The sequence below is a fragment of the Citrobacter sp. Ce119 genome (genome assembly GCF_030334525.1).
Taxonomy (GTDB): Bacteria; Pseudomonadota; Gammaproteobacteria; order Enterobacterales; family Enterobacteriaceae; genus Citrobacter; species Citrobacter europaeus.
The window spans coordinates 320,319-337,056 of sequence record NZ_JAOWDR010000051.1 but is presented as its reverse complement, the minus strand read 5'-3'; the positions used below and the strand labels follow the sequence as shown (position 1 = coordinate 337,056).

Below are 16,738 nucleotides of genomic sequence, written 5' to 3'. Positions count from 1 at the left end.
GATGGTGCATCCGGGAGGATTCGAACCTCCGACCGCTCGGTTCGTAGCCGAGTACTCTATCCAGCTGAGCTACGGATGCAAATGGCGGTGAGGCGGGGATTCGAACCCCGGATGCAGCTTTTGACCGCATACTCCCTTAGCAGGGGAGCGCCTTCAGCCTCTCGGCCACCTCACCAACACGCCTCTTGCGAGTGCTTCGAAGAACTTGTTTCTGCTCATCGTCGCTGCGTGGCGCACATATTACTTTCTGGGACTTATAAGTCAAACAATTTTTCCAGAGCTTTTATCGTTTGCACATTTCACGCGCAATTAGTCTGCAAAAACGGCAAAAAGAGTGTTTTATCAACAGATAAATTGGCAATTTCCTGAAGCAGTGAACAAACGGAAACGTCGCAGGAAAAGGCAATACGCGCAGTGGAATCGAAAAAATGGGGAAGACAAAATAGAAAAGAGAAGAAAAAGGACTATTCAATCAGGTTGCGCCTCACCAGAAAGGTGAGACGCGAAAACCTTAGTAACTGGACTGCTGGGATTTTTCAGCCTGGATACGCTGGTAGATCTCTTCACGATGGACAGAAACTTCTTTCGGGGCGTTTACGCCAATGCGCACCTGGTTGCCCTTCACCCCTAAAACTGTCACGGTGACCTCATCGCCTATCATGAGGGTCTCACCAACTCGACGAGTCAGAATCAGCATTCTTTGCTCCTTGAAAGATTAAAAGAGTCGGGTCTCTCTGTATCCCGGCATTATCCATCATATAACGCCAAAAAGTAAGCGATGACAAACACCTAAGTGTAAGCAGTCACGGCATCACATTCTGTTAAACCTAAGTTTAGCCGATATACACAACTTCAACCTGACTTTATCGTTGTCGATAGCGTTGATCCAACCGCTGCGGACTGAAGTCCGCAGCGTCGGCTTACGCTTATAATTATTACAGTTTTGCGCTGACCCAGCCTTTCACACTGGCTAACGCTGCAGGCAGAGCCGCTGCATCCGTACCACCGGCTTGCGCCATGTCCGGACGACCGCCACCCTTACCGCCTACCTGCTGAGCGACCATGCCAACCAGTTCCCCTGCTTTCACGCGATCTGTCACGTCCTTAGACACACCCGCAATCAGAGAAACCTTACCTTCCACTACCGTTGCCAGAACGATAACGGTAGACCCCAGTTGATTTTTCAGATCATCAACCATGGTACGCAACATTTTCGGCTCAACGTCCGCGAGTTCGCTGACCAGCAGCTTCACGCCGTTGATATCAACTGCTTTGCTGGAAAGATTTGCACTCTCCTGCGCCGCAGCCTGTTCCTTCAATTGCTGCAATTCTTTTTCAAGTTGACGCGTACGCTCCAGTACGGAACGAACTTTGTCACCGATATTCTGGCTATCGCCTTTCAGCAGTTGCGCAATATCGCTTAAGCGATCGCTCTCAGCATGCACGGTTTGGATAGCGCCTTCACCGGTTACGGCTTCGATACGACGAACGCCCGCCGCGGTGCCTGACTCGGACACTATGCGGAACAGACCGATATCCCCCGTACGGCTGGCGTGAGTACCGCCACACAGTTCGGTAGAGAAATCCCCCATGCTCAGAACACGCACGTGATCGTCATATTTCTCGCCAAACAGCGCCATTGCGCCTTTGGCTTTCGCCGCTTCGAGATCCATGATGTTCGTTTCAATCGGCAGGTTGCGACGAATTTGCGCATTCACCAGATCTTCAACGGCACGGATTTCATCAGGCTTCATAGCTTCGGTATGAGAGAAGTCGAAGCGCAGCACTTTATCGTTAACCAACGAGCCTTTCTGCGCTACATGCGTACCGAGTACCTGGCGCAGCGCCGCGTGCATCAGGTGCGTTGCGGAGTGGTTCAGGCGAATACGCGCACGACGTGCATCATCAACATCGGCCTGTACTGCATCGCCAATTTTCAGAGAACCCGTAGACAGCTTGCCGATGTGACCAATGGCCTGGCCATATTTCTGCGTGTCGCTGACCGCAAAGCTAAAGCCCGCGCCTTTCAGTTCACCCTTGTCGCCAACCTGACCGCCAGATTCCGCATAGAACGGCGTCTGATCCAGAACGACAACTGCGTCCTGACCTGCGTTAATTGCGTCTACTGCTTTACCATCAACAAACAGCGCGGTCACTTTGCCGTTCAGTTCCAGGTGTTCGTAGCCTTTAAATTCAGAGGCGCCATCAACGCGAATCATCGCATTGTAGTCTGCGCCGAAGCCGCTGGCTTCACGCGCACGACGGCGCTGTTCTTCCATTGCAGCTTCAAAACCGGCTTCATCAACCTTAATGTTGCGCTCACGGCAAACGTCTGCCGTCAGGTCAACCGGGAAACCGTAGGTGTCATACAGACGGAATGCGGTTTCGCCATCCAGCGTATCGCCGGACAGTTTTGCCAGTTCTTCATCCAGCAGCGCCAGACCACGCTCCAGAGTACGTGCAAACTGCTCTTCTTCGGTTTTCAGAACCTGCTCAACCATAGCCTGCTGACGCTTCAGTTCTTCACCTGCTGAGCCCATGACTTCCACCAGCGGACCAACCAGCTTGTAGAAGAAAGTATCCTTCGCGCCCAGCATATTGCCATGACGTACCGCGCGACGAATGATACGGCGCAGCACATAACCACGGTTTTCATTCGACGGAACAACGCCATCGGCAATCAGGAATGCGCAGGAACGGATATGGTCGGCGATAACACGCAGCGACTTGTTGCTCAAATCGGTCGCGCCAGTAACTTTTGCCACGGATTCGATCAGTGAGCGGAACAGGTCGATTTCATAGTTGGAGTTAACGTGTTGCAGCACTGCCGCAATACGCTCCAGACCCATACCGGTATCCACGGACGGTTTCGGCAGCGGTTCCATGGTGCCGTCAGCCTGACGGTTGAACTGCATGAAGACGATGTTCCAGATCTCAATGTAGCGATCGCCATCTTCTTCTGCGCTTCCCGGAGGGCCACCCCAAATATGGTCGCCATGGTCGTAGAAAATTTCGGTGCACGGGCCGCAAGGACCGGTATCACCCATCTGCCAGAAGTTGTCGGAAGCATAAGCCGCGCCTTTGTTATCACCGATGCGGATGATACGTTCGCGTGGAATACCGACTTCTTTCTCCCAGATTTCATAAGCTTCATCGTCAGTTTCATAGACGGTGACCCACAGACGCTCTTTTGGCAGGGCAAACCAGTTTTCACCGGTCAACAGTTCCCACGCGTATTGAATGGCGTCGTGTTTGAAGTAATCGCCGAAGCTGAAGTTGCCCAGCATTTCGAAGAAAGTGTGGTGACGTGCAGTGTAACCGACGTTTTCCAGGTCGTTGTGCTTACCGCCCGCACGTACGCAACGCTGCGAGGTGGTTGCGCGGGAATAATTACGCTTGTCGAGGCCAAGGAAAACATCCTTGAACTGGTTCATCCCGGCGTTGGTAAACAACAAAGTAGGGTCATTGTTCGGTACCAGGGAGCTGCTGGCAACTACCTGATGTCCTTTACTATGGAAAAAATCGAGAAACGCCTGACGGATCTCAGCGGTGCTCTTGCTCATAATTATCCTGAAGAAATCAAGCTAACGAAATGTCATTACCAGCATCGGCACGTAAACTGCGCCTCTGGCAATCGAAAAGTGGGAATAAGATAAGTTTTCTTTACTGGGAAGTAAAATCCCGTATGCGCTCAATCGTCAAAATTTCGCCATATTGCCTGAATATCTTCCATCAGATAGCCACGATAGAGCAAAAAGCGCTGGACCTTTACCTTATCTGAAAAATCTACAGGTAAAGGTTCTCCGTATTTCCGAATGGCCTGATCGCGCGCAAGAACTGCCCAGTCAATTTCGCATTCGCGCATGGCCCGCTCGATAGCCTCACGCGTGATCCCCTTTTGGTTTAGTTCCTGACGTACACGCGCGGGTCCATAGCCCTTACGGCTACGGCTGGCGATAAACTGCTGAACGAAGCGATCATCATCCAGATAACGACTTTCAATACACCAGGCGATGACCTTGTCGTAATCCTCCGGCGTAGCATCAATGTCTTCCGGTCCATTTTTCCCCATCACTGGAGCGGCCAGCTTGCGCCGCAGCTCCTGCTCGCTGTGATCGCGCATTGCCAGAATACGTACGGCGCGATCAAGAAGTCGGGAATAAGCGGAACGGCGGGAGGTTGCTTCTGTCATAGTGAGCCTTCAGAAATGAAAAAGGGCTGCATGATATGCAGCCCTTTACTATATGCGATTCAAAACATGCGATTCAAAACAGATTATCAGAAATCTTCGTTCGTTTCTTTTACGTCTTCGCCGCTGTCATCAACGGAGAAATCAGGCGTTGAATCCTGGTTGTTGAGCAATAACTCGCGTAGTTTCTTCTCAATTTCTTTCGCAGTTGCCGGGTTTTCTTTCAGCCAGTTGGTCGCATTCGCTTTACCCTGACCGATTTTCTCACCGTTGTAGCTGTACCATGCACCTGCTTTTTCAATCAGCTTCTCTTTCACGCCCAGGTCAACCAGTTCGCCGTAGAAGTTAATACCTTCACCGTAAAGAATCTGGAATTCAGCCTGTTTGAACGGCGCTGCAATTTTGTTTTTCACGACCTTAACACGGGTTTCGCTACCAACCACGTTGTCGCCTTCTTTCACCGCGCCAATACGACGGATATCCAGGCGGACAGAAGCATAGAACTTAAGGGCGTTACCACCGGTGGTTGTTTCCGGGTTACCGAACATCACGCCAATCTTCATACGGATCTGGTTGATGAAAATCAGCAGCGTGTTGGACTGCTTCAGGTTACCGGCCAGCTTACGCATTGCCTGGCTCATCATACGTGCCGCAAGGCCCATGTGAGAGTCACCAATCTCGCCTTCGATTTCTGCCTTCGGCGTCAATGCGGCAACAGAGTCGACAACGATAACGTCAACCGCGCCGGAGCGCGCCAGCGCATCACAGATTTCCAGCGCTTGCTCACCGGTATCCGGCTGAGAACACAGCAGGTTGTCGATATCAACGCCAAGTTTGCGCGCATAGACAGGATCCAGCGCATGTTCCGCATCGATGAACGCACAGGTTTTACCTTCGCGCTGTGCGGCGGCAATAACCTGCAGGGTCAGCGTCGTTTTACCGGAGGATTCAGGCCCGTAGATTTCGACGATACGGCCCATTGGCAGACCGCCCGCGCCCAGTGCGATATCCAGAGAAAGCGAACCGGTGGAGATGGTTTCCACATCCATGGAACGGTCTTCACCCAGGCGCATGATGGAGCCTTTACCGAATTGCTTTTCGATCTGACCCAGCGCTGCCGCCAACGCTTTCTGTTTGTTTTCGTCGATAGCCATTAATTACTCCTGTCATGCCGCTTTCGGGTTAAACCGCGAAACGTGATAGATAATGTTCTGTTGAGGCAATTATACTGTATGCTCATACAGTATCAAGTATTTTGTAGAAATTGTTGCCACAGGGTTTGTAACGCGTAGGCGGTCGCCTGTCGACGTACCGCGTCGCGATCACCGCTGAAGCATTCCCGGCGGGTAATCCCCTCGCCGCTCACGCTGGCAAAAGCGAACCATACCGTCCCCACGGGCTTTTCTTCACTGCCACCATCTGGCCCCGCAATACCGCTTATCGAAACAGCGAAATGCGCGCGGGCGGCTTTTAGCGCACCAATCGCCATCTCCACCACGACAGGCTCGCTCACCGCGCCATGCTGGGCCAGCGTCTCTTCGCGCACGCCAATCATCTGCGCTTTAGCTTCATTGCTGTAGGTCACAAACCCACGCTCAAACCAGGCGGAGCTGCCGGCAATATCCGTAATCACTTTGGCTACCCAGCCGCCGGTGCAGGATTCCGCCGTTGTTACGGTTGCACCGCGCGCCTTCAGCGCCAGGCCAACCTTCTCGCTTAACTGCATCAGTTCACTGTCAGTCATTTCAGCCTCTGTCAGTTAAAAAAATATGCCGGACAAGATAGCACTTTCATAACCAATGTGGGGATGGAGAGAACGATTTACGAGGAGGATTCCAAAAATTGCTCCGTGGCATAAATAAGACCTGCCGGATGGCGATACCAGAGCATCTTATCCGGCCTACAAGAGATATCTTCCGGTAGGCCGGTGGAGCGATTACTGCACGCGCGCCAGTGCGACAGCCTGACCCAATTGCCACACGGCCATCGCGTAGTGGGTACTGTGATTGTAGCGGGTGATGGTGTAGAAGTTCGGCAGTCCATACCAGTACTGATAACCAGTACCGATATCCAGGCGCAGCAGGCTGGCCTGCTGATGATTCCCCAACGACTGCTGCGGCGTCAGGCCCGCGGCGGCAAGCTGAGATATGCTGTACTGGGTTTTAAAGCCGTTCGCTAGCCCAGGCGCCTGACCATTGGCCGGAACCGCAACCGTATCGCCTTTCACCCAGCCGTGACCTTTGAAATAGTTTGCCACGCTACCGATAGCATCAACCGGATCCCACAGGTTAATGTGGCCATCGCCATTAAAATCAACGGCATATTGTTTATAGGAAGATGGCATAAACTGGCCATAGCCCATCGCCCCTGCGAAAGAACCTTTCAAATCAAGCGGATCGTCGCTTTCATCTCGCGCCATCAGCAGGAAGGTTTCCAGTTCACCAGAGAAATATTCTGCACGACGAGGATAGTTAAACGACAACGTCGCCAACGCATCCAGAATCCGCGTTTTACCCATCACGCGGCCCCAGCGAGTCTCTACGCCAATAATGCCAACGATAATTTCCGGCGGTACCCCATAGACCTGCCAGGCACGGTTAAGGGCATCTTCATATTGGTTCCAGAAGGCCACGCCGTTTTGCACGTTATCCGGCGTGATGAACTGTTTACGATACCGCAACCATGCGCCGTTAGGCCCGGCTGGCGGTTGAGTCGTCGGTGCCTGGCGGTCCATCAATCGCAATACCGAGTCCAGACGCTTGGCCTGCGACAGGATCTCTTGCAACTGCTGGCGGTCAAAACCGTGCTTGTTCACCATTTTCTCGATGAACTGCTGCGCGTTCGGATTATTGGCAAAATCGCCGCCCGTTTGCATGACATTATGCTGTGGCTCAAGCAGGAAACCGCCGGAAGGCGTACCCGTAGTCGTTTGAGTCTCTGAAGGTTTAGGTTTGCTGCTACAAGCAGCAAGCAATACGAAAAGGGGAAGTAACGCTACATAACGACGCTTGAACATGAGACATCCATTAAACAAATTCAGCCTGGGAGAAGTATGGTAAAGCATCCTCCTCCATACAAGGAAGTAGTTGTCACTCTCCTTCACAGAATTTCCCCCCTCTTGCCCCCCCGACCGACACATTTGCGATCCCTTACGCACAATCTTTCAAATTAAAATATTTATCTTTCATTTTGAGATCAAAATAACACTTTTAAATCTTTCGATCTGATTAAAATTAGTTACCGTTTGGCAAGATAACTAAAAACCCTACAGGAGAGAATAATGATCGACACCATCACACTCGGTGCTGAGTGGTTTATCGGGTTGTTCCAGAAAGGCGGAGAGGTCTTTACCGGCATGGTAACCGGTATTCTGCCCCTGCTGATCAGTCTGCTGGTCATCATGAATGCGCTAATTAACTTTATCGGTCAGCAGCGCATTGAACGTTTTGCCCAGCGCTGCGCCGGAAACCCGCTGTCCCGCTATCTGCTGCTGCCGTGCATCGGCACATTTGTGTTTTGTAACCCAATGACGCTGAGCCTGGGCCGCTTTATGCCAGAAAAGTACAAGCCCAGCTACTACGCCGCCGCCTCATACAGTTGCCATTCCATGAACGGCTTATTCCCACACATCAACCCTGGTGAACTGTTCGTCTATCTGGGGATCGCCAGCGGACTGACCACGCTGGGTCTTCCGCTCGGCCCGCTAGCGGTGAGCTATTTGCTGGTCGGTCTGGTGACCAACTTCTTCCGCGGTTGGGTGACTGATTTCACCACCGCCATCTTTGAGAAAAAAATGGGCATTCAACTTGAGCAGAAAGTACATCTGGCGGGAGCAACATCATGACGCGTATTCGTATTGAAAAAGGCACCGGCGGCTGGGGCGGCCCGCTTGAACTGGATGCCGAACCGGGCAAGAAAATTGTCTATATCACCGCCGGGACTCGCCCTGCAATAGTCGACAAGATAGCAAGTCTGACCGGTTGGCAGGCCGTTGATGGCTTCAAAGAAGGCGAGCCGCCGGAAAACGAAATTGGCGTGGCGATCATCGACTGCGGCGGCACGCTGCGCTGTGGGATCTATCCCAAACGTCGTATACCGACGGTGAATATTCACGCTACAGGTAAATCAGGCCCACTGGCCCAGTACATTATCGAAGACATCTATGTCTCTGGCGTAAAAGAAGAAAATATTACCATTGTCGGTGAAGCATCCGCTGCGACAACGCCTGCAAGCAGCACGATTGGTCGCGAGTACGACGCCAGCAAGAAAATTACGGAACAAAGCGACGGTCTGCTGGCAAAAGTTGGGATGGGAATGGGTTCAGCAGTTGCGGTTCTGTTTCAGGCCGGACGCGACACTATCGATACCGTTCTGAAAACCATTCTGCCATTTATGGCGTTCGTCTCGGCGCTGATCGGCATCATCATGGCTTCTGGTCTGGGGGACTGGATTGCCCATGGACTCGCACCACTGGCCAGCCATCCGCTGGGACTGGTCACTCTGGCGCTGATCTGTTCTTTCCCGCTGCTGTCACCTTTTCTCGGCCCCGGCGCGGTTATCGCCCAGGTTATCGGCGTTCTGATCGGCGTACAGATTGGTTTGGGGAACATCCCTCCATATCTGGCGCTACCTGCCCTGTTCGCCATTAACGCCCAGGCTGCATGCGATTTTATTCCTGTCGGGTTGTCGCTGGCCGAAGCGCGTCAGGACACGGTCCGCGTCGGCGTGCCATCTGTTCTGGTGAGCCGTTTTCTGACCGGCGCGCCTACCGTTCTCATCGCCTGGTTTGTTTCCGGCTTTATTTACCAATAAGAGGCACTCAAAAATGACCGTGATTTATCAAACCACCATCACCCGCATCGGACAGAGTGCCCCGGATGCGCTCTGCGACCAGATGCTGATTACCTTTCGTGAAGGTGCCCCTGCGGATATCGAGGAGTTTTGCTTCATCCATTGCCACGGAGAACTAAGCGGCTCATTGCAAGCAGGGATCCAATTTGTGCTGGGTCAGCATCACTACCCGGTCACGGCCGTTGGCAGCGTGGCGGAACAAAACTTACGTGAACTAGGCCATATCACCCTGCGTTTTGACGGACTGAGTGAAGCGGAATTCCCTGGCACCGTACACGTTGCGGGTCCTGTACCAGACGGTATAGCGCCGGGCTGTATTTTGAAGTTTGTTGCTTAAGATTGAAGGAGATAAAGATGAATCAGGTTGCCGTTGTCATTGGTGGAGGCCAGACCCTGGGGGCATTCCTTTGCCGTGGGCTTGCGACAGAAGGATACCGCGTCGCGGTAGTGGATATTCAAAGCGATAAAGCCGCCAGCGTCGCGCAGGAAATTAACGCCGAGTTTGGCGAAGGCACCGCCTACGGTTTTGGCGCAGATGCCACCAGCGAGCAGAGCGTGCTGGCGTTATCGCGCGGAGTGGATGAAATATTTGGCCGCGTCGATCTGCTGGTTTACAGCGCGGGTATCGCTAAAGCCGCGTTTATCAGCGACTTTCAGCTTGGGGATTTCGACCGCTCGCTGCAAGTGAATCTGGTTGGCTACTTCCTCTGCGCACGTGAATTCTCACGCCTGATGATCCGCGATGGCGTTCAGGGGCGCATTATCCAGATCAACTCCAAATCAGGGAAAGTGGGCAGTAAACACAACTCAGGTTATAGCGCGGCAAAATTTGGCGGCGTGGGCCTAACCCAGTCGCTGGCGCTGGATCTGGCGGAATACGGGATTACCGTGCATTCGTTGATGCTCGGTAATCTGCTGAAATCACCGATGTTTCAGTCGTTATTGCCGCAATATGCGACCAAGCTTGGCCTTAAGCCAGACGAAGTTGAGCAGTATTACATTGATAAGGTTCCGCTCAAGCGCGGCTGCGATTATCAGGACGTGTTGAATATGCTGCTGTTTTACGCCAGCCCGAAAGCCTCTTACTGCACAGGGCAGTCCATCAACGTCACCGGCGGTCAGGTGATGTTTTAATGTTGAATTGCCGGATGGCGACTGCGCTTATCCGGCAAAATCAAAGGAGTACATATGGTTTCCGCACTGATTACCGTCGCCGCTATCGCCTGGTGTTTGCAACTGGCGCTTGGCGGCTGGCAAATATCCCGCTTTAACCGGGCGTTTGATAAACTCTGCCAACGGGGTCGGGTTGGCGTCGGTCGTTCCGGCGGACGGTTTAAACCACGCGTGGTGGTCGCCATCGCGCTGGATGAGCGGCAACGGGTTACCGATACGTTGTTTATGAAAGGTCTTACGGTATTCGCCAGACCCGGCAAAATTGCCACAATAATGGGCAAACATCTTGATGATTTACAGCCTGATGTGATCTTTCCCCATGATCCGTTAGCACAGAATGCACTATCATTGGCGCTTAAACTGAAACATGGGTAATTTCGTTGTGAATGCTAATAGCTTGCGAAATTATCATTTTGCAACCTATTAAGTCAGGGTAATCACGCCTATGAAACCTCGTCAGCGTCAGGCTGCCATACTGGAGCATCTGCAAAAGCAGGGAAAATGCTCGGTTGAAGAACTGGCCCACTACTTTGACACGACCGGCACGACCATTCGCAAAGACCTGGTCATTCTGGAAAATGCCGGAACCGTCATTCGTACCTATGGCGGCGTAGTATTAAATAAAGACGAATCCGACCCGCCAATCGATCATAAAACGCTAATCAATACGCATAAAAAAGAGCAGATTGCCGAAGCCGCCGTCCGTTTTATACACGATGGCGACTCTATTATTCTGGATGCGGGTAGCACCGTATTGCAGATGGTGCCGATGCTCACACGCTTTAGCAACATCACCGTCATGACCAACAGTCTGCACATTGTTAACGCCCTTTCGGAGCTGGACAACGAGCAAACCATCCTGATGCCCGGCGGGACCTTTCGCAAAAAATCTGCGTCATTTCACGGTCAGCTGGCAGAAAACGCCTTTGAGCAGTTCAGCTTTGATAAACTCTTCATGGGAACCGACGGCATTGACCTCAATGCCGGCGTGACCACCTTTAATGAGGTGTTTAGCGTCAGTAAAGCGATGTGTAATGCTGCTCGTGAAGTGATTCTGATGGCTGACTCGTCAAAATTCGGGCGCAAAAGCCCCAATGTTGTGTGCAGTCTGGAAAGCGTCGACAAGCTGATTACCGATGCGGGTATCGACCCTGCGTTTCGTCAGGCGCTGGAAGCAAAAGGGATTGAAGTAATCATAACCGGAGAAACCAATGAGTGATGCACTACTGAACGCGGGCCGCCAGACGTTAATGCTGGAACTACAGGAAGCCAGCCGACTGCCTGAGCGGCTGGGCGATGATTTTGTCCGTGCCGCCAATACTATCATCCACTGCGAAGGCAAAGTGATCGTCTCCGGGATTGGAAAATCTGGCCATATTGGCAAAAAAATCGCAGCGACCCTCGCCAGTACCGGCACGCCCGCCTTTTTTGTGCATCCGGCGGAAGCGCTGCACGGTGACTTAGGGATGATCGAAAGCCGCGATGTCATGCTATTTATCTCTTACTCCGGCGGCGCAAAAGAGCTGGATCTCATCATCCCACGCCTGGAAGACAAATCCGTCGCCCTGCTGGCAATGACCGGAAAACCGACTTCACCGTTGGGTCTGGCCGCCAAAGCCGTGCTGGATATTTCCGTTGAGCGCGAAGCCTGCCCGATGCGTCTGGCACCAACGTCCAGCACCGTGAACACTTTAATGATGGGTGACGCACTGGCAATCGCCGTAATGCAGGCGCGCGGCTTTAACGAGGAAGATTTTGCCCGCTCGCATCCGGCAGGTGCGCTGGGCGCTCGTCTGTTAAATAAAGTGCATCATCTGATGCGCCGTGACGATGCCATTCCGCAGGTGACGCTTACCACCAGCGTCATGGACGCAATGCTGGAACTCAGCCGCACGGGTCTTGGCCTGGTGGCGGTCTGCGACGACGCGTCACTGGTGAAAGGGGTCTTTACCGACGGCGACCTGCGCCGCTGGCTGGTTGGCGGCGGAGCGCTCACCACTCAGGTTAGCGAAGCAATGACCCATAATGGCATTACGTTGCAGGCGCAGAGCCGCGCGATTGATGCCAAAGAGATCCTGATGAAGCGCAAAATCACTGCCGCACCGGTGGTAGATGAAAACGGTAAACTCACCGGTGCTATCAACCTGCAGGATTTCTATCAGGCCGGTATTATCTAATCCTTCAGCCCCAGACGTTTCGCCAGCCGGTGCAGGTTGGCGACGTCTGTTTCCAGCGCTCGCGCACTTGCCGCCCAACTATGGTTATTTTGCGCCAGTGCCCGACGGATCATTTCCCGCTGGAAAGACTCTGTTGCCTCACGCAGGCTGTGATGCTGTGGGATCTCCGCAACAACTTCTGCCGCCTGCGGAGCCGGACCTTCATCCAGCAGGGCAAAATGCTGCGCCTCCAGTACCACTTCATCCCCTGCCCTGGTCGCCCTTGCCAGAACCACCGCCCGGTGAATGGCATGTTCCAGCTCGCGCACGTTTCCAGGCCAGCCATAATTCAGCAGATGGCTACGCGCGCCGGGGCTTAACACTACGCGGGAAAGCCCCAGCCGCAGCCGACATTGCTCGCAAAAATAGCCGGCCAGCAGCACCACATCTTCGCCGCGTTCGCGAAGAGGCGGTACGGAAAGGGGAAAGACGCTCAGACGGTGGAACAGATCCGCACGGAAATTTCCGGCCAGCACCTCTTCGCGTAAATCACGGTTCGTCGCCGCCAGCACCCGCACATCCACGCGCAGACTGCGATCGTCACCCACACGCTGAATATCACCGTACTGCAATACGCGCAGCAGCTTAGCCTGTAGTGCTAACGAGAGTTCGCCAATCTCATCAAGAAACAGCGTCCCATTGTCGGCCATTTCAAACTTACCGCTACGATTGCTGATAGCCCCGGTAAACGCGCCTTTTACGTGCCCAAACAGCTCACTTTCGGCTACGGTTTCCGGCAACGCCGCGCAGTTCAGATACACCAACGGGTTTACCGCGCGCGGCGAACCTTCATGGATAGCTTTAGCCACCAGCTCCTTCCCGGTCCCCGTTTCGCCGCTAATCAGTACGTTGAGATCGGACCCTGCCACAATCTCAATCTCTTTTTTCAACTGCATCATATTGGGCGACAGGCCAATCATCTGCGTTTCAGTCACCTGCTCGAAAGCCGTTGATGAGCCTGGCAACATATTCTGGCTTTCCAGTTGTTCAATCAGCAGCGCATTGCTCAGCGCGCCCGCCGCCAGCGCGGCAATCAGTCTAAGCTCTTCATCGCTGAAAACATCGAACTGATCGGGCTCCATGCCATCCAGGGTTAACGCGCCAATCAGATTTTGACCGGCGAACAGCGGTAAGCCAATGCAGGCGTGTACCTTCAGGCTTTCCTGCCCCGGAATCAGCCCATCGTAAGGGTCTGGCAAATCGCTGTCGGCAGGGAAACGAACCACGTCCCCGGCGCGGGCAATTGCCTCCAGACGCGGATGCCCCTCCAGGGTAAAGCGTCTGCCGAGAACATCCTGCGCCAGCCCATCGATCGCCAGCGGAATAAACTGTCGGGACTCATAGCGCAGCAATGCCGACGCGTCGCACTCCAGCACCTGGCGTAAGGTGGTTATCAGGCGTTGAAAACGGTCCTGATGTCCAATACCGCTTTGTAATTCAATGGCGATGCCCGCCAGCACGTTTACGGAAAAGCTCATGACTACCTCATTGTCATTTTGACAATTCATATTGTCATATTGACAATAAAATGAATAGTCATTTTGACTACCACCTAATAAGCATCAAACAATAAAACCTTTAAAATCAATAAAATAAAAAGTTGGCACGCAACCTGCAATAAGCAAAACATCTTTTTTAGAAAAACGCTGAATTAATTACTGAGGTTGCTATGTCTATTCTGGTTAAAAATAACATTCATTGGGTTGGCCAACGTGACTGGGAAGTTCGTGATTTCCACGGGACTGAATACAAAACGCTGCGCGGTAGCAGCTACAACAGCTATCTCATCCGTGAAGAAAAAAATGTCCTGATCGATACAGTAGACCACAAATTTAGCCGTGAATTCGTGCAGAACCTGCGCAGTGAAATTGACCTCGCGGATATCGACTACATCATCATTAACCACGCGGAAGAAGACCATGCCGGGGCGCTGACCGAGCTAATGTCCTGCATCCCGGATACGCCGATTTACTGCACAGCCAACGCCATTGACTCCATCAACGGGCACCACCATCACCCGGAGTGGAATTTCAACGTGGTGAAAACCGGTGATTCACTGGACATTGGTAACGGCAAACAGCTGATCTTCGTTGAAACGCCGATGCTGCACTGGCCTGACAGCATGATGACCTACATGACCGGCGACGCGGTGCTGTTCAGTAACGACGCCTTCGGTCAGCACTACTGCGACGAACGTCTGTTTAACGACGAAGTTGACCAGACCGAACTGTTCGAACAGTGCCAGCGTTACTACGCCAATATCCTGACGCCGTTCAGCCGTCTGGTTACACCGAAAATCACTGAGATCCTCGGCTTCAACCTGCCGGTCGATATGATTGCCACTTCTCACGGCGTGGTATGGCGCGACAACCCAACGCAAATCGTTGAGATGTACCTGAAATGGGCGGCGGATTACCAGGAAGACCGGATCACCATTTTCTACGACACCATGTCCAACAATACCCGCATGATGGCGGACGCCATTGCCCAGGGCATCAACGAAGTTGACCCGAACGTGGCGGTGAAAATCTTTAACGTCGCCCGTAGCGATAAAAACGAAGTTCTGACTAACGTCTTCCGCTCTAAAGGCGTGCTGGTCGGTACTTCGACGATGAACAATGTGATGATGCCGAAAATCGCGGGTCTCGTGGAAGAGATGACCGGCCTGCGTTTTCGTAACAAACGCGCCAGCGCTTTTGGCTCACACGGCTGGAGCGGCGGAGCGGTAGACCGTTTATCCACGCGCCTGCAGGATGCAGGTTTCGAGATGTCGCTGAGCCTCAAAGCCAAATGGCGTCCGGACCTGGATGCGTTGGAACTGTGCCGCCAGCACGGCCGTGAAATTGCTCGTCAGTGGGCGCTTGCTCCACTGCCGGAAACAACCGTGAAAGCAGCATCCAAAGAAGAAGAGTGCGCCTGCGCAGCAGCCGCAGCAGCCGATCTCGGTCCATGCATGCAATGCAGCGTGTGCCAGTGGATTTACGACCCGGCAAAAGGTGAACCGCTGCAGGATGTTGCGCCGGGAACGCCGTGGAGCGACGTGCCTGACAACTTCCTGTGCCCGGAATGTTCATTAGGTAAAGACGTCTTCGACGTACTGGCAACGGAGGCAAAATGAGCCGCGGAATTGTCATTATTGGTTCGGGCTTCGCTGCCCGCCAGTTAGTCAAAAATATCCGTAAGCAGGATGCAAATGTCCCGCTGACCCTGATTGCTGCGGACAGCATGGATGAGTACAACAAGCCCGATCTCAGCCATGTTATCAGTCAGTCGCAGCGTGCAGACGACCTCACCCGCCAGTCGGCGGGAGAGTTTGCCGAACAGTTTAATTTACGCCTGTTCCCGCACACCTGGGTAACCGACATCGACGCTGATGCTCACGTAGTGAAAAGCCAGGATCATCAGTGGCAGTACGACAAGCTGGTACTGGCGACGGGCGCTTCAGCCTTTGTACCGCCCGTTACCGGACGTGAGTTAATGCTCACGTTGAACAGTCAACAAGAGTACCGCGCCTGTGAAACGCAGCTGCGCGACGCACAGCGGGTACTGATTGTCGGCGGCGGCTTGATTGGCAGCGAACTGGCGATGGATTTCTGTCGTGCCGGTAAAGCGGTGACGCTTATCGACAACGCCGCCAGCATTCTGGCTTCGCTGATGCCGCCGGAAGTCAGCAGTCGCTTACAGCATCGTCTGACCGATATGGGTGTACATCTGCTGCTGAAATCGCAGCTTCAGGGGCTGGAGAAAACGGCGTCGGGTATTCGCGCCACGCTCGATCGTAGCCGCAGCGTAGAGGTCGATGCGGTGATCGCCGCAACCGGTCTGCGCCCGGAAACTGCATTGGCACGCCGCGCCGGATTGAACATCAACCGTGGCGTCTGCGTCGACAGCTACCTGCAAACCAGCCATCCGGATATTTACGCGCTCGGCGACTGTGCGGAAATTAACGGTCAGGTACTTCCGTTCCTGCAACCGATTCAACTGAGCGCCATGTATCTGGCGAAAAACCTGCTCGGCGGCAATACGCCGTTGAAGCTGCCTGCCATGCTGGTAAAAGTCAAAACGCCGGAACTGCCATTGCATTTGGCCGGGGAAACCCAGCGCCGCGATTTGAACTGGCAAATTGCCGCCGAAACGCAGGGGATGGTCGCCAGAGGGATGAACGACGAAGGTCAGCTGTGCGCCTTCGTCGTCAGTGAAGACCGCATGAAAGAGGCCTTTGCGTTGCTGAAAACGTTGCCCGTGTAAATCGTGATGCCGGATGGCGGCTTTGCTTTATCCGGCTACGCTGCTACTGATTTATTAACCT

General features: G+C 53.4%; 16 protein-coding genes and 2 tRNA genes. 9 read left to right on the top strand and 9 right to left on the bottom strand.

The window, feature by feature from the left end:
• Positions 1-2: 2 nt before the first annotated feature.
• From OGV80_RS14125 to mltB, 8 genes are all read right to left on the bottom strand, one after another.
• Positions 3-79 (bottom strand) — tRNA-Arg (locus OGV80_RS14125).
• 3 nt (positions 80-82) lie between these two features.
• A tRNA-Ser gene (locus tag OGV80_RS14120) sits at positions 83-175 on the bottom strand.
• Positions 176-511: 336 nt separating this feature from the next.
• The gene (gene csrA, locus OGV80_RS14115) at positions 512-697 is read right to left on the bottom strand and encodes a carbon storage regulator CsrA (protein WP_000906486.1); all 186 of its coding nucleotides are present in this window, start codon (positions 695-697) and stop codon (positions 512-514) included.
• Between the two features lie 238 nt (positions 698-935).
• Positions 936-3,563 (bottom strand): alanine--tRNA ligase, encoded by a 2,628-nt coding sequence (gene alaS / locus OGV80_RS14110; RefSeq protein WP_080626192.1) that lies wholly within the window; start codon positions 3,561-3,563, stop codon positions 936-938.
• A 128-nt stretch (positions 3,564-3,691) separates the two neighbouring features.
• Positions 3,692-4,192, bottom strand: coding sequence for a recombination regulator RecX (recX, locus tag OGV80_RS14105; RefSeq protein ID WP_047409232.1), 501 nt, complete (start codon positions 4,190-4,192; stop codon positions 3,692-3,694).
• Positions 4,193-4,278: 86 nt separating this feature from the next.
• Positions 4,279-5,343 carry a recombinase RecA gene (gene recA / locus OGV80_RS14100; protein WP_003037330.1) on the bottom strand — a complete coding sequence of 355 codons (1,065 nt, stop codon included), beginning with the start codon at positions 5,341-5,343 and terminating at the stop codon, positions 4,279-4,281.
• A gap of 92 nt (positions 5,344-5,435) precedes the next feature.
• Positions 5,436-5,933 carry a nicotinamide-nucleotide amidase gene (gene pncC / locus OGV80_RS14095; RefSeq protein ID WP_043017326.1) on the bottom strand — a complete coding sequence of 166 codons (498 nt, stop codon included), beginning with the start codon at positions 5,931-5,933 and terminating at the stop codon, positions 5,436-5,438.
• Positions 5,934-6,125: 192 nt separating this feature from the next.
• Positions 6,126-7,205, bottom strand: a complete 1,080-nt coding sequence (gene mltB, locus OGV80_RS14090; protein ID WP_032947148.1) for a lytic murein transglycosylase B — start codon at positions 7,203-7,205, stop codon at positions 6,126-6,128.
• Positions 7,206-7,469: 264 nt separating this feature from the next.
• Between mltB and srlA the strand changes: the two genes are divergently transcribed.
• The 7 genes from srlA (at position 7,470) to gutQ (ending at position 12,390) form a co-directional block, all read left to right on the top strand.
• Complete coding sequence (gene srlA, locus OGV80_RS14085) at positions 7,470-8,033, top strand: PTS glucitol/sorbitol transporter subunit IIC (protein WP_003825953.1); 564 nt, start codon at positions 7,470-7,472, stop codon at positions 8,031-8,033.
• Positions 8,030-9,001, top strand: coding sequence for a PTS glucitol/sorbitol transporter subunit IIB (srlE, locus tag OGV80_RS14080; protein ID WP_286515166.1), 972 nt, complete (start codon positions 8,030-8,032; stop codon positions 8,999-9,001). Before srlA ends, srlE begins: the two co-directional genes overlap by 4 nt.
• 13 nt (positions 9,002-9,014) lie before the next feature.
• A complete protein-coding gene (gene srlB / locus OGV80_RS14075; protein WP_043017328.1) occupies positions 9,015-9,377 on the top strand; it encodes a PTS glucitol/sorbitol transporter subunit IIA in 363 nt (120 codons plus the stop codon).
• Positions 9,378-9,394: 17 nt separating this feature from the next.
• Positions 9,395-10,174: a sorbitol-6-phosphate dehydrogenase gene (gene srlD, locus OGV80_RS14070; protein ID WP_043017329.1), complete on the top strand. Its 780-nt coding sequence runs from the start codon at positions 9,395-9,397 to the stop codon at positions 10,172-10,174.
• Between the two features lie 54 nt (positions 10,175-10,228).
• The gene (gene gutM, locus OGV80_RS14065) at positions 10,229-10,588 is read left to right on the top strand and encodes a transcriptional regulator GutM (protein ID WP_043017330.1); all 360 of its coding nucleotides are present in this window, start codon (positions 10,229-10,231) and stop codon (positions 10,586-10,588) included.
• Between the two features lie 70 nt (positions 10,589-10,658).
• Positions 10,659-11,432 carry a glucitol operon DNA-binding transcriptional repressor SrlR gene (gene srlR, locus OGV80_RS14060; protein WP_003037350.1) on the top strand — a complete coding sequence of 258 codons (774 nt, stop codon included), beginning with the start codon at positions 10,659-10,661 and terminating at the stop codon, positions 11,430-11,432.
• Entirely contained in the window at positions 11,425-12,390 is a 966-nt protein-coding gene (gutQ, locus tag OGV80_RS14055) for an arabinose-5-phosphate isomerase GutQ (protein ID WP_038633059.1), read from the top strand. The genes srlR and gutQ overlap by 8 nt, the downstream gene beginning before the upstream one ends.
• Here the strand turns inward: gutQ and norR are convergent.
• Positions 12,387-13,907, bottom strand: coding sequence for a nitric oxide reductase transcriptional regulator NorR (gene norR, locus OGV80_RS14050; protein WP_286515165.1), 1,521 nt, complete (start codon positions 13,905-13,907; stop codon positions 12,387-12,389). The genes gutQ and norR overlap by 4 nt on opposite strands.
• A 191-nt stretch (positions 13,908-14,098) precedes the next feature.
• Here norR and norV point away from each other — a divergent pair, with 191 nt between their 5' ends.
• Entirely contained in the window at positions 14,099-15,547 is a 1,449-nt protein-coding gene (gene norV / locus OGV80_RS14045) for an anaerobic nitric oxide reductase flavorubredoxin (RefSeq protein WP_075145736.1), read from the top strand.
• Positions 15,544-16,677, top strand: a complete 1,134-nt coding sequence (norW, locus tag OGV80_RS14040) for an NADH:flavorubredoxin reductase NorW (RefSeq protein WP_087052080.1) — start codon at positions 15,544-15,546, stop codon at positions 16,675-16,677. Before norV ends, norW begins: the two co-directional genes overlap by 4 nt.
• The last annotated feature ends 61 nt before the right edge of the window (positions 16,678-16,738 follow it).

What these genes read in the sequence shown, in the direction of transcription:
- csrA (WP_000906486.1), bottom strand. Translation starts at nt 697, where the DNA reads ATGCTGATTCTGACTCGTCGAGTTGGTGAGACCCTCATGATAGGCGAT.
- alaS (WP_080626192.1), bottom strand. Translation starts at nt 3,563, where the DNA reads ATGAGCAAGAGCACCGCTGAGATCCGTCAGGCGTTTCTCGATTTTTTC.
- recX (WP_047409232.1), bottom strand. Translation starts at nt 4,192, where the DNA reads ATGACAGAAGCAACCTCCCGCCGTTCCGCTTATTCCCGACTTCTTGAT.
- recA (WP_003037330.1), bottom strand. Translation starts at nt 5,343, where the DNA reads ATGGCTATCGACGAAAACAAACAGAAAGCGTTGGCGGCAGCGCTGGGT.
- pncC (WP_043017326.1), bottom strand. Translation starts at nt 5,933, where the DNA reads ATGACTGACAGTGAACTGATGCAGTTAAGCGAGAAGGTTGGCCTGGCG.
- mltB (WP_032947148.1), bottom strand. Translation starts at nt 7,205, where the DNA reads ATGTTCAAGCGTCGTTATGTAGCGTTACTTCCCCTTTTCGTATTGCTT.
- srlA (WP_003825953.1), top strand. Translation starts at nt 7,470, where the DNA reads ATGATCGACACCATCACACTCGGTGCTGAGTGGTTTATCGGGTTGTTC.
- srlE (WP_286515166.1), top strand. Translation starts at nt 8,030, where the DNA reads ATGACGCGTATTCGTATTGAAAAAGGCACCGGCGGCTGGGGCGGCCCG.
- srlB (WP_043017328.1), top strand. Translation starts at nt 9,015, where the DNA reads ATGACCGTGATTTATCAAACCACCATCACCCGCATCGGACAGAGTGCC.
- srlD (WP_043017329.1), top strand. Translation starts at nt 9,395, where the DNA reads ATGAATCAGGTTGCCGTTGTCATTGGTGGAGGCCAGACCCTGGGGGCA.
- gutM (WP_043017330.1), top strand. Translation starts at nt 10,229, where the DNA reads ATGGTTTCCGCACTGATTACCGTCGCCGCTATCGCCTGGTGTTTGCAA.
- srlR (WP_003037350.1), top strand. Translation starts at nt 10,659, where the DNA reads ATGAAACCTCGTCAGCGTCAGGCTGCCATACTGGAGCATCTGCAAAAG.
- gutQ (WP_038633059.1), top strand. Translation starts at nt 11,425, where the DNA reads ATGAGTGATGCACTACTGAACGCGGGCCGCCAGACGTTAATGCTGGAA.
- norR (WP_286515165.1), bottom strand. Translation starts at nt 13,907, where the DNA reads ATGAGCTTTTCCGTAAACGTGCTGGCGGGCATCGCCATTGAATTACAA.
- norV (WP_075145736.1), top strand. Translation starts at nt 14,099, where the DNA reads ATGTCTATTCTGGTTAAAAATAACATTCATTGGGTTGGCCAACGTGAC.
- norW (WP_087052080.1), top strand. Translation starts at nt 15,544, where the DNA reads ATGAGCCGCGGAATTGTCATTATTGGTTCGGGCTTCGCTGCCCGCCAG.